The sequence below is a fragment of the Flavobacterium reichenbachii genome (genome assembly GCF_002217435.1).
Lineage (GTDB): Bacteria > Bacteroidota > Bacteroidia > Flavobacteriales > Flavobacteriaceae > Flavobacterium > Flavobacterium reichenbachii.
Genome location: NZ_MUHF01000016.1, coordinates 127,748 through 140,632 on the forward strand (window position 1 = coordinate 127,748; position 12,885 = coordinate 140,632).

General features: G+C 32.9%; 12 protein-coding genes. 1 reads left to right on the forward strand and 11 read right to left on the reverse strand.

Annotated features, from left to right (window positions below):
- Positions 1–4 precede the first annotated feature (4 nt).
- From B0A68_RS13235 to B0A68_RS13245, 3 genes are read right to left on the reverse strand one after another with little or no spacing between them, the layout of a single operon-like run.
- Positions 5–2,398 (reverse strand): M28 family peptidase, encoded by a 2,394-nt coding sequence (locus B0A68_RS13235; RefSeq protein WP_035687385.1) that lies wholly within the window; start codon positions 2,396–2,398, stop codon positions 5–7.
- A gap of 12 nt (positions 2,399–2,410) precedes the next feature.
- A complete protein-coding gene (locus tag B0A68_RS13240) occupies positions 2,411–2,758 on the reverse strand; it encodes a hypothetical protein (protein ID WP_035687387.1) in 348 nt (115 codons plus the stop codon).
- Positions 2,755–4,281 carry a carbon-nitrogen hydrolase family protein gene (locus B0A68_RS13245; RefSeq protein ID WP_035687389.1) on the reverse strand — a complete coding sequence of 509 codons (1,527 nt, stop codon included), beginning with the start codon at positions 4,279–4,281 and terminating at the stop codon, positions 2,755–2,757. Before B0A68_RS13245 ends, B0A68_RS13240 begins: the two co-directional genes overlap by 4 nt.
- A 175-nt stretch (positions 4,282–4,456) precedes the next feature.
- On the opposite strand from B0A68_RS13245, the gene B0A68_RS13250 reads away from it, so the two are divergent.
- Positions 4,457–4,774: a single-stranded DNA-binding protein gene (locus tag B0A68_RS13250; RefSeq protein ID WP_035687392.1), complete on the forward strand. Its 318-nt coding sequence runs from the start codon at positions 4,457–4,459 to the stop codon at positions 4,772–4,774.
- Positions 4,775–4,838: 64 nt separating this feature from the next.
- Here the strand turns inward: B0A68_RS13250 and B0A68_RS13255 are convergent, their stop codons facing one another.
- From B0A68_RS13255 to B0A68_RS13295, 8 genes are all read right to left on the reverse strand, one after another.
- The gene (locus tag B0A68_RS13255; protein ID WP_035687395.1) at positions 4,839–5,528 is read right to left on the reverse strand and encodes a DUF2461 domain-containing protein; all 690 of its coding nucleotides are present in this window, start codon (positions 5,526–5,528) and stop codon (positions 4,839–4,841) included.
- 351 nt (positions 5,529–5,879) lie between these two features.
- Positions 5,880–6,398 (reverse strand): ferritin, encoded by a 519-nt coding sequence (locus B0A68_RS13265; RefSeq protein WP_035687401.1) that lies wholly within the window; start codon positions 6,396–6,398, stop codon positions 5,880–5,882.
- 191 nt (positions 6,399–6,589) lie between these two features.
- Positions 6,590–7,735: an OmpA family protein gene (locus B0A68_RS13270; protein WP_035687405.1), complete on the reverse strand. Its 1,146-nt coding sequence runs from the start codon at positions 7,733–7,735 to the stop codon at positions 6,590–6,592.
- 112 nt (positions 7,736–7,847) lie between these two features.
- Complete coding sequence (locus B0A68_RS13275) at positions 7,848–9,233, reverse strand: hypothetical protein (RefSeq protein ID WP_051892729.1); 1,386 nt, start codon at positions 9,231–9,233, stop codon at positions 7,848–7,850.
- 35 nt (positions 9,234–9,268) lie between these two features.
- A complete protein-coding gene (locus tag B0A68_RS13280) occupies positions 9,269–9,898 on the reverse strand; it encodes a chloramphenicol acetyltransferase (RefSeq protein WP_035687409.1) in 630 nt (209 codons plus the stop codon).
- Positions 9,898–10,605: an HAD family hydrolase gene (locus B0A68_RS13285; protein ID WP_035687410.1), complete on the reverse strand. Its 708-nt coding sequence runs from the start codon at positions 10,603–10,605 to the stop codon at positions 9,898–9,900. The genes B0A68_RS13280 and B0A68_RS13285 overlap by 1 nt, the downstream gene beginning before the upstream one ends.
- 147 nt (positions 10,606–10,752) lie before the next feature.
- The gene (locus B0A68_RS13290; protein WP_035687413.1) at positions 10,753–11,637 is read right to left on the reverse strand and encodes a DMT family transporter; all 885 of its coding nucleotides are present in this window, start codon (positions 11,635–11,637) and stop codon (positions 10,753–10,755) included.
- A 59-nt stretch (positions 11,638–11,696) separates the two neighbouring features.
- A complete protein-coding gene (locus B0A68_RS13295) occupies positions 11,697–12,572 on the reverse strand; it encodes a hypothetical protein (protein WP_051892731.1) in 876 nt (291 codons plus the stop codon).
- Positions 12,573–12,885: the final 313 nt, after the last annotated feature.

Below are 12,885 nucleotides of genomic sequence, written 5' to 3' on the forward strand. Positions count from 1 at the left end.
GGGTTTACTCTGGTTTAATAACTGGTTTTAAGCTGTCTTTTACAATAGTTAAGCTATCTACTGCAGGAGCAGTTTGAATTGGTGCACTTACAGGTTCAGTATATCTTTTTATTTTTTGCTGAATCATTACGGCATCATTCAATACAAATGGTGTCGGCATCATCCAGTCGCTTCTTGGTTTAACTTTAAGTAACGGATTTGTCATTAAATCAAAAGAACTTTCTATTAAATCCATGTCAAACACGGATGATTTATTGATGTAAAAATCCATGATAAGCGGCTCATTGCCTACAACATAATAACATAAAATTTTACTGTCTTTTCGTTGTAAACGATTTCCTTTTTCGCCCGAAGTTGAAACACCATTTGCTTTGAAATTATAAAAAGTCATTTTTGGGTTTGCATAGATATCGTAACGATTTACTTTTCTGTTTGGAGTAATTTTGATTTTTAAATATCGGTTATTGCCGATAACGCTGTCTCTCAGAAATGCAATTGTTGGTTTTGGAACTTCTACAACCGGGGCAATAGCACTGTGTGTAAAAGTTGTATTGTATTTGCTTGAAATCGGGAAACTATTTAATCCCGGAGCTTTTTGGCTGGTCTGGCCAAGATAGCTTTTCGTCCATTCATCAAGATTTACATCATAAGTTGCCCATACAGCCGAGTTTGTATTGGCGTTATAAATGTATAACAAACTATTTGATTTTGCTTTTCCGGATTCATAATCAGAATGATATCCCGCATATATAAAAAAGCAGATAGATGCCGTAAAGAATACCATTATCCAGGCACCTTTTCGAACAAATGTATTAAATATAGGAAGTAATAGCGCGAAAAGAAGAACAGTTAAAATAGCGCTTCCAAAAAGTATTTTCAATCCTAAACCTACAGGAAACATTACAATAAACGGAGCAATAATAGCTAAAGCAGGGATGCTGAAAAGTAAATTGAGACCTAAGCTGTAATGCTGTGTAAGAACAAAAATTCCAAATAAAAGAATTCCGAAATAAACAGGAATGATTAAGAATCCTGCACCAGTTAGGCTATTTGCTAAAAATCCGTTTATTATAATCCAAAGCAGTAAAGGCGATGCAAAATGGTTCATCGTTATTTTCGAATCTGAAAAATGATGATAAAAAGCAAAACATATTGCAATACTCAATGTTACAAACGCGCCAATGTAAGCATGACCATTATAAGTAAATCCATTTAGTAAATCAGAATATTGAGGGTAGATTTCTAAAATAATTTTCCAGCCTAAAAATGTCACCAGTCCAGCTGTAATAATTGATCCTAAAAGTGGTATAAAACCTTTGAATATTTCTCTTATCGAAATCATTCTTTTGGCTTTTCCAATAAACAAGAAAAGCACCAATAAGCCAAAAGCAATTAAGGTCATTGGCATAACCCATGAAAAAGGATAACTTATAAAAGAAAACGGAGCACTGAAATAAACATAATCTTCTGAAGAAGTAGTCTGATTTAAATCTGCATTTGCAAAGTATTTTAATAACGGCATTAAGTAAGAACCTTGATGTGCCAGAGTAGTTTTGTTTAAATGCTGAACGTCATCTTGTTGTGTATGATAATTGTAATGCCCGTCTATAAATGCAAAATTAAAACCCTGAATATTTCCTTGTTCTCTAAAAACCGTTAAGTCGGTGTCGTTTGGCAGCATTTTGTAAATACTGTACATTAATGAATTGGAAACAGGATAAGCAGCCTTTGCGTTTGTAAATTCTTTTACCAATGCCTGATTTCCCTGATTGGTTTCCATCAGCATATAACTTGGGCCAGAGCTTCCTCTTGCTTCAAAATTTAATACCAAACCAACATCTTTTGCCCAAGGGTGCTGATTTACAAAAAGTGCCGCACCATTCAGCCCTAATTCTTCTGCATCGGAAAAAAGAATAATAATATCATTCTTTTGAGGTTCTTTAGCATATAAGAATGCTCGGATTCCTTCTAAAATTGTGGCAACTCCAGAGGCATCATCACTTGCTCCTTTAGAAAAAGAATGCGGTGCACTGTCGTAATGAGAAAGCAGTAAAAGCGCTTTTGTATTGGCTGTACCCTTTATTCTGGCTAAAATGTTTTTAGATTTTACCAATAATCCTTTATCGTTTAGTGTAAAACCTTCCTGAACACTAGTTTCCAGCCCAATTCTATTTAGTTCTAATTTTAAATAATTGGCAACTAATTCATGATTGGCAGAACCTACATAATGAGGTTTCTGAGCAATAATTTCAACCTGATTGAGGGCTCTTTCGGTTGAAAATTCTGCAAGCGCTTCATCTTCTTTAGAAATTAACTGAGGCATCATCGTTGCATAGATGATCCCAAGAATTGCCAAAATAGATACTACGGCCAGAAGTGAGATTGGGTTTTTTTTCATAATAAGGCTATACTAAATTTCTTTTTTTACGAGCATATAATAATCATTGTCCAGAGAACGGTATCCTTGGTCGTACAAGAAATAGTAGGTATTTCCTGTTTTGGTTTGCAAAATATTTGTAAAGAACTCAAAATCAAAACCTTTGTTTACCATCTTGTCTCGTGTTGCTTTTGATTTTCCTTCTGTATTTAACTCAGACAAAATACGATAATTTTTGCGTAATTTGTTGTTTACATTTCGCATAAAATTTGTACTGTCTTTATTTATTTTATTGTTAAAGGCATTTCTGCAGCTGTCGGAGCAAAATTTCTTGTCTTCCCGGCCTACAATTTTTTCAGAGCATTCGAGACATGTTCTCATTGATTTAATTTTTTAATTTCATATAAATCATTTCTTCTGTCTTTTAGAATACGTACACTTCCATGTTCATGAAGGTGTTTTAGTAAATTCAAATCGACATCAACAATCAAAGTCATTTCTGTATTTGGTGTCGCTTCTGCTTTTACACCGTTGCTTGGAAAAGCAAAATCAGATGGTGTAAATACAGAAGCTTGTGCATATTGTATATCCATATTGTTTACTTTCGGCAGATTACCTACGCATCCGGCAATAGCAACATAGCATTCGTTTTCGATTGCACGTGCCTGCGAACAATGTTTTACACGTGTGTATGCATTTTGGGTATCAGTTAAAAACGGTACAAATAGAATATTCATTCCTTCATTTGCCATAATTCTCGATAGTTCTGGAAATTCGACATCATAGCAAATTAAAATTCCAATCTTACCGCAGTCGGTATCAAAAGTTTTAAACTCAGATCCGCCTTTCATTCCCCAATGCTGTACTTCATTGGGAGTAACATGAATCTTGGTGTACATTTCAGAAGTTCCGTCTCTTTTGCATAAAAATCCAACATTATATAAATTATTATTTTCCAGATAAGGCATACTTCCCGTAATAATATTGATGTTGTACGAAATAGCAAATTCCTGAAAACGTTTTCTAATTGGTTCCGAATATCGTGCAAGTTCACGAATAGCTTCGGCTTCTGACAGATGATTGTAATCGGCCATTAACGGGGCGATAAAAAGTTCGGGAAACAATGCAAAATCGCTTCCATAACCTGAAACAACATCGATAAAAAACTCCGCCTGTTCAAACAAAGCTTCGATATTGTTGAGCTGACGCATCTGCCACTGAATCAATCCTAAACGAATTACACTTTTCTGATTAATAAGTTTTGGACTTTCTTCATAATAAACATTGTTCCATTCTAAAAGAACCGCAAATTCTTTAGACTCTTCATCGCCTTCCAAATAATTTTTAATGATTCGCAAAACGTGAAAATCATTACTCAGCTGAAACGAAAGCACCGGATCATGCAACTCCTTGTGTTTTACCTTGTCGATGTACGTTTTTGGAGTAATTCGTTTTGCATGCTGCGAATAATTGGGAATTCTGCCAGCAAATACAATTGCTTTAAGATTTAATTGTTCGCAAAGTTCTTTTCGGGCATCATATAAACGGCGTCCGAGTCTTAAACCACGATAATGAGGATGAATGAATACATCAATTCCGTATAGTATTTCTCCGTTTGGATTATGTGTTGAGAAGGTATAATTGCCAACAACCTGATTGTAATTGTGTCTTTTGTCAACAAATTTTTCATCGACTATTAAGGATAAGGCTGATCCTACGACTATACCGTCCACTAGAATAACAAATTGTCCTTCAGGAAATGTAGTAAGTAATTTTTTTATATCGTTGGATCTCCAATACGAATTGGCCATTTCAGGATACGATTCAACCATCGAGTTTTTTAATTGTTTGTAATCGTCAAATTCTAAATTTCGCAATTCAACCTTGTTGATTTGTGTCTGCATCTTGTAAGTTTTATCTTCGAATATACGAAAAAAAATCCATTTACAAACGCTTACAAACAATTACAACCGAAAGTAAGCAATTTACAACCGAATGTCATTTGGTAATCGTCGCATCTTTGCAATGTCGAATTTGATAAACGAATTCATTTACAGAAAAATTTAAATAGTATAAGCCATGAAAAACAGAGTACAATTAATCGGGAATGTAGGAAATGATCCAGAAGTGAGAACATTAGAAAACGGAAACAAACTTGCACATATAACGATAGCCACAAACGAAAGTTATAAAAATGAAAAGGGAGAAAAGGTTGAGCAAACCGAATGGCATCGTGTAACCGCTTGGGGTAAAACCGCAGAAATTATCGAAAAGTATGTAGTGAAAGGGAAAGAAGTAGCAATTGAAGGCAAATTATCACACAGAAGTTATGAGGATAAAAACGGTGAGAAAAAATATATTACAGAAGTGGTTGTAAACGAAATTTTATTTCTTTAGTAAATAAGGTTTTAGTAAATTAAAAAGTCCGACAGGTTCTAAATCTGTCGGACTTTTTGTTGTTTTATAGTGTCGAAGCACCATTTACATCTGTTGTAAGTATTTCACTCATGTAGTCGAAAAACGGTCTCATATTTTGAAAAGTCTCTAAGGCCTGATTTAGAAAAAGAGGACTCAATATTTCTTCGTCAGTAAAACGTTTCATGATCAAAAACTGTTTGTAGCGAAGTAATTCTATAGCGGGGTGATTTACATCATAACCTTTCGGAGCAGTTTTAAGTTGTTCGCCCTGCAAACTTCCAAAAGTGCTGACAAAAGATTTTGAAGTCAATATTTTTTGCATTGATTCAGGATCTTGTGCAAATTCACTTCGTATGCGTTTTATATCTGAGGCATTCGGACCCCAAAATCCTCCGGCAAGAAAACTATTTCCTTTTTCAATATGAAAATAATATCCACCTCGTCTTGCTGCAGTTGCTCGGGTGAAACTTCCGCCCCAAAAAGTTTTAAAAGGAGTTTTATCTTTAGAAAAACGAATATCGCGATAAATTCGGTATACGCTTTTTTTGCCAGAATAGGTCTCAAGAACATCTGTTTTGGATAATTCGTGAAGTAATGCTCCTGCAAAATTTTCAATATGATTTAATTCAATTAAATATTTAGGCTTATTTGCTTCGAACCAGGGTTTATTATTATTTGTTTTAAGCTGATGTAAAAAATCAAGACTAGATTCGGGTATAATAGTATTTTCCATAATTTAAATTCAACACTTTTTATAATTAAAAGAGAATCAGTGTAAAATAAAAACCCACCGGGAATGGTGGGTTTTTAAATATATTTTTAAGCAGTTTTCTTTAGTAAATCAAACATAGGACAACGCGTACAACGTTTCTTTTCGCTTTTTTTGAATTTCTCACAACAGCTGGATTTGCAGTTTTCGATTTTCTTAAGCTTATCAAGGATTTCTTTCTTTTTCTTCTTATCCTTTTTTTTGTCCTTGTCTTTAACTTTATCTTTCTTGCACACTTTTCATCTCAATTATAAACTGAGACAAATATATACTAAAAATGTTATTTTTATATATTCTAAATAAACTTTAACTTTTTTATTTAGGATTGATTGCAATTGAACTTGTAACTGTTAATTGCTGAATATCACGGTCAAATAAATAAAGTCCGCCTTTGTCATCACCAATTAAGTTGATTTTATCCAGAATTGATTTAGCTGTTGCTTCTTCTTCAATTTGTTCTGATACATACCATTGTAAGAAATTATGTGTTGCATAATCTTTCTCTTCAAAAGTAATATGTACTAATTCGTTAATAGATTCTGATACAAAAATTTCATGATTGTAAAGTGCCTCAAACATTTCTTTAAAAGTGGTATAAGATGTTTTTGGCGCTTTTAGATCTGTAATTTGAGCGTGTCCTCCGCGTTCGTTTACATACTTTACTAACTTTAACATGTGCGCGCGTTCCTCATCAGACTGCGTGTACATAAACTGAGCAATTCCTTCTAAACCATGTACTTCAGCCCAGCAAGCCATTGACAAGTAAGTTTGAGAAGACTCTGCTTCAATACGGATTTGTTTGTTTAGTGCTGTTTCTATATTTTTTGATAACATAATCGTGATTTTTTGTAAAGTTAAAAAATTTTAAGCAATTAAGAACCTTAATTGAACGATTGAAAACAATTCAGATTCAGACTAAATACAATAAAACCCTGATTTTTTGTCTTAAATTCATTTGTAACAACATGTAAAACAAAAAAAGCCCTGAAATTATTTCAGGGCTTTTGATACTAATTCGAGATTAATTATCTCAATATAAAGGTCACTCTTCGTGCTAATCTTCTAGCTTCTTCAGAATCTTTTGCGAATGTTGTATCTGCTCCTTTCGGATCAACACTAATTCTTGAAGATGCAATACCAGCTTTTTCTAAAATGGTTTTTACATTGTTTGCTCTCGCAAGAGATAATCTTTCGTTGTAATCTGATTTACCAACTTGATCAGCATATCCTAATAATGTAACATTTGCAGATGGATTATTTTTAAGATAAGTCAACACAACATCTAATGCAGCTGTTGAGGTTTCTGCTGGAGTCGCTTTATTAAAATCAAAATAAACACTAAAATATTTATCGTTGATCATGTTTTTAATAAGATCTTTGTCTGGTGCAGCGGCTGCTGGTGCACTTATTTGTTTTTCTATAACAGTTGGTTTTTGTTCAGAAATAGTTTTAACCTGAGCTTTAAGCTCCGCCACTTTGTTTTCTAAATCACTAACATCTGCATTGTTGCTTATAACAGTCCAGTCAGCATGTTTTTCATGTTTTCCTAAATACACATTTAGTCCGATAGTTCCGTTAAAAAGAACTCCTTTAAATCCGTTACTGTTAGTTATAGCCTGACCATCAAATGTTGCGTCTTGACTAGCATTAAGAATAGTAGAGAAATCACCTGTTAAGGCTACTCTGTTTGACAATCTGATTTGTCCTGTAATTCCGCCAATAAAATTACCTACTCGGTCCTTGCCTACTAAGTTATCACTTTCTAAGCGCCCTAATCCAACACCTGCATGACCTAATAAACCGAATGTATTGGTCCAGGTTTCAAAGTTCATTATTCTTCCCAAGTTGGCTACAGCCTGCAAATCTACTCTGTAATACTTTGAGTCAAAATCTTTAGAGCCGTCTCCATTACCTTTAAAACTGTTATATCCAAAATCAGCTTTCAAACCAAATTTGTTGTTAAACATGTATCTAACGCCTAGGTCAGTTGTAAATGGACTGATGTTTTTAGTGTAGTAACCTTCTGTGAGAGGACGTTCTGGTTTGTTAAAACCACCGCCCAGTTCTACAGACCATTTATTGTACTGGTCAGCTTGTCTTTCTGTTTTTTCCTGTGCTTGTAAGGCTGTAAAACCTACTGTAAGTGCTAGAAAAGCTACAACTTTTTTCATTGTTATTTGAGATTAAAATTTTTCCAAATAAACAACTTAACCGTAGTGGTGATGGTCTCCTAAAAGTTATAAATACAACAGAATAAGACATTTTTATAGGTTAAATCTTATTTTAATTGTAGCCGTCAATGAACTTACGCATTACATATTGCTTTGCTAAAGAATCATAATAACTTAAAATATAGTAGTTTTTAAATTTTAAAATACTTTCAAAATTTACTTCTTCATGATTATCAATGAAGTAGTAGATTTTATCTTTGGCAAGTGGCTGCTGCAGTTCTGTTGTAGTTTCAAATTTCTTATTTAGGATGCTTTCAAAAAACACACTTTCGCTGTGGACATTTCCGCCATCAATGTCGGGATAAAAATTACCAAACTCATCGGCCGAATTATAACTCCATGTATTATAATACTCATTAATGCCGCCAATAGTTATATATAGGTTCTTTTTATTTTTAAAAACAGACAAGCCAATGTTTGAAACTGCTAACTGTTGTAGAAAGCGGGCTGTATTTTTTAACTCTTTTGGTTTAGCATTATCTTTTTGATAAAGCAATGGCGAGTTTTTAAAACGAATAGTATCTTTTTTAGAAACTCTCATACTTTTTACCGTTTCACCAGAAGTAAGATTTTTTATATCAAACAAAAATTCGTTTTGATTTGCACTGACTTGAAAAAGGGTATTGTCCTGATAAAATGAATTGGATGATTTTACTGCTTTTTCTGAGGCTGGCTGTGTATAGTTTTTTTCCTGAATATCAAGAGTCGCTAAATTGATATCAAATAATTGTGTTTTTCTGGGATTATGATCCAGAGTTAAAATAATTCGATCTTTTAAAGGATATATCTTAGTTTTAGAACTGACTTTGTAGAGCGGATTATATTCGCCCATATCCATTTTTTCAATTTGGTTGTCCCTTAAGATTTGACTGAATGTTTCCTGCTGTGTTTTTTTATCACGAAAGACAAAAGGACTAAAATCAAATATTTTTTGTTCTGCCGCTCCATTTTTAAAAACGTACAAAATAAGTTTTGGTTCAGAAACATCCTGCGCCAGCAGGTTAAAGGAATTATTGTTCTGATATTCTGCTCTGATTGTCTGCAGTGTGGAGGGAAAACTAAATTGAAGCGCTTTAGAGGATTTATCTTCAAAATAATATTTTATTATAATAATGCTTTCGCCTCTTTGAGAAGACCAATATAAAGTCGGATTGCCATCGTCGCTAAAACTAAATCCGGTTAAGGTTCTATCTTCGGTATATTTATTTGAAACACTCATTTCATCGGTTAGAAACAATGCGCTGTTGTATCTCAAAATTTTAAAATTTTCTGCAGACCGAATAAAAGCAAAAACATCATGCGTCACTTCATTTTCTGCAGTTAGTATCGTATTAGCTTCTGAGTTTTTAGTTAAACTTAAAGGGTAAGAAGTTAATATCGTTTGACTTAGCAAAACAGTACTGAAAAATATATTAAATAAAAGAAAGATTTGTTTCATATATTTTTACGGTCAAAAAGTATTCCACTTTTTGTTTAATGATTCATCAATTCCTGAAAGTAATCTACAAACTGTCCTAAATGCAAGCCATCCATTAGTCCGTGATGTACATAAACTGCCATTGGCATTGTCTTTTTTCCGGTTTCAGAAGTTGTCATTCTGCCGAAAGAAATTTTAGGGCAGCTGTCTGGATATGTAAAACTGCGTGCGTGCGTGAGCGATGTGAAATTTAACCATGGAATTGCAGAAAAATGAATCACATTATCGTCATCAAATGATCTCGTAAATAACCCGGTTGTATTCTGAATACGTTCGATTTCTTTTAAGGTTGTTTCTTCAAAAACTTTAAAATCGGTATTGTATTCAATTAACGAAAATCCAAAAGTACCGTCTTCACGTCCTATTGTTGCAGAAGCATCAACACGGTCATTAATGTATATTTTGTCTTCAGAAATTCTGTATTTAAAGTTTTCAATCGAATTTACAGCTGTTAATGTTTTATGTAAATAATAGATAAAGAAAGAAACCTTTAATTCTTTGGCAGTTTGATAAGCTTTGGTACAATCGATTTCGACTGTTGCACCAAAAAAGGGCTCCTCCATTTGTTTGAAGTGCGCAAAATGCTCTTTTCTATTCCAATTTTCTAAATCTAATACTGTTTTCATTATAATAAATTATTTACCACTTGAGTGATTTTTTCAAAAGAACTAAAATGTTCGTGTTCTACTTTATGGTTGATTTTTTCGTGTTCCCAAGTGGTATGAAAGGGAATATGAACGGCATAACCGCCAATTCCTAAAACTGGCAGTACATCTGATTTTAAAGAATTTCCAATCATTAAAAATTCGTTTGGCTGAATATCTAAACGACCCAAGAGTTTTTCGTAATCAATTTCTTGTTTGTCAGACATCACTTCGATATGATGAAAATAATGTCCTAAACCAGAACGGTGCAATTTACTGTGCTGATCTTTTAAATCGCCTTTTGTAGCCACAACCAATTTGTATTTTCCGTGCAAAGACTGCAAAGTTTCTTCTATTCCGTCCAGAAGTTCGATTGGTTTTTCCAGAAGTTCTTTTCCGTACTGAATAATTTTTGCAATTACTTCAATCGGAATTGTATTGTTCGAAATATTCATTGCGGCTTCTATCATCGAAAGAATATAACCTTTGATTCCGTATCCGTACAAAGGGAGATTTGCAATTTCTATTTTAAATAATTCCTGTGAAATGCCTTGATGCGAAAGATAATCTTCCATCAGAGCACAAAATTTATGTTCGGTTTCCTGAAAATAAGGTTCGTTTACAAATAAAGTATCATCGGCATCAAATGCAATTACTTTTAGATTTGGAATTTTGTGTTTATCTAACATGATGTTTTTTGTTTCAAGTTTGTTTTGTTTCAGGTTTCAGGTTTTTTGCCACGAATTACACGAATTGTCACGAATTTTTTTGCCACAGATTAAAAGGATATTAAAATCTGTTTAAGCGTCATCCGCGTTTCAATTCTCAATCCTTTATTACTTTGAAAATAGCTTTTTTAAAGAAATCGTCTTATCGTAAAAAGTAATTCGGATTCCAAAAAGTAAAATAATACCGCCGAAAACCATTTGTAAAGTTATTTTTTCTTCCAAAAATAACCAAGCTAATATAGAAGTAATTACAGCCTGACTTAATAAACTTAATGAAATTCTAGTCGCGCGCATGTGTTGAGTTGCATAGCTAATAGAAAGCCAAGCACACAATTGGCAGATTACAGCCTGCAAAACCAGTACAAACCAACCGGTATCTGAAAAGCCTGTAAAAGGTTGGTTTAAGCTGTAACACAAAATTCCAAGATAAACACTTGAAGCCAATAGACTGATAGTCATAAAAGAAAGAACATCAACTTGAGAAAGTACATTTTTGCTGACCAAAAGGTAAATCGAATACAGAATTCCGGATAAAACTGCAAACAGAAATGCCTGATTGAAATTCAATTCCATAAAAAAACTAAAACCAACCAAAGTCACCATTCCGAATAAAGACACAATAGTTCCGATCCAGAAATTTGCTGCAGGTTTTGATTTTAAAAACAAGAAAGAACAAATACCAACCCAAACCGGTGATAAATTGGTCAACAGCGAAGCCTGTGTCGCGCTTGAATCTTGAATGGCAATATTCCAAACGGCAACATCTGATGAAAATAAAACACCGCAAAGCATCGCCAAAAGTGTAAACTTTAAACTCGGAAGTTTAAAATTTTTGCTCAAAAGGACATAAGGCAAAAGTAGTGTCACTGCAAAAAACATTCGGTAAAAAGCAGAAATCAATCCTGGAGTTAAACGTAATTTTACCAATATCGGAAAAATCGATATGCAAAGTATACCGCAGATTAAGGCTAATCTTGGTTTGGTGAGTTTCATTTTATGTTTTTAATGATAAAGAAATATTTTTTAGGTTTGTAACAATAGATGTTCTTTGCTTAAAATATAATGCAGTCATCGGTTGCTTGAATAATGTTGTATTTTCCATATTCCTCTTTTATATATATATCATTACTTGAAAGTAAAAGAAATTTATCTTTGAGAATATTGTTTTTTTCAAAAGGTAAATCCTTATCACTGTGATATTTAATGTCATATAGTATTTCATCTGGAAATTTGTATTTGTGTGCATTATAAATATCATTTTTGTATTTATTAGCAACAATTAATATCTCCAAGTAATATTGCGTTTCTTGTTTGGTTTCTCCCTTAGTATTGAAAGTAATGGTAACTCCTGAGGAAATCTCAATTTGAATTGTTCTATCTGAAAGAACCCATTCATAAGCACATTGATCAAATTCTTTATCAACAAAAAAAGAGTGGGTGGGACTTCCGAGTTTTGTTTTTATTTCTTCTAATTTTTTCTTTCTATCTCCTGTTTTTCTAAATTTTGTTTGACCCAAGAATGCTATTGGTTTTTTGTCAATGTTAGTGAGTAAAGAAAGCGAATTAAAAGAAATACTTTTAAATTTTGCAATACTATCAAGTTCTGGACTTCTATAGAGAAATCCAAAATCCTTGGGAGTTTCAATCTCCATATATTTAGTAGTTGTATTGCTGATTTTATATTGAAGCATTTCATCTGTTAATTTGCCATCTCGCTCAGCATAATACTGTACGTCATCTGATTTTATAATGTTTTCAGCATAAAGTTTAGATGGATTCTCTCTAAAAGTGATTGCTCCTAAATCAAATACACTATTCTTGCAAAGAAATGTGGCTTGTTTTTTAGCAACTATTGCAGGAGTGTCTTGCTTTGAATTGCAAGATTGTAGTAACGAAGCGACTATGATATATTGTAATAATTTTACCATTTATATTTTTTAACTAATATCTTATTATTTTATTAAGAAAAAAAGAAAATTTAAAAAACATAAATTCCCTCGCGAAATAAAGAGAGGGAATTTATGTTTTTTATTATCAATAAAAGGTTAGGATTGAATCTGTTTTAGTGTGGTATTAGGCATTCATGATTTTCCTGCTCCTTCACCATAACAAGGGTTCGCTTATGTTAACTTTGAATAAGTTTTATTTAAAGTCAGATATTTAGTCGAAACAAATGTACAACTAAAAACCAAAAAAAGTAAGAAAATACATATTTTTTTATTCCTGCAAGGTTTTTTCAAC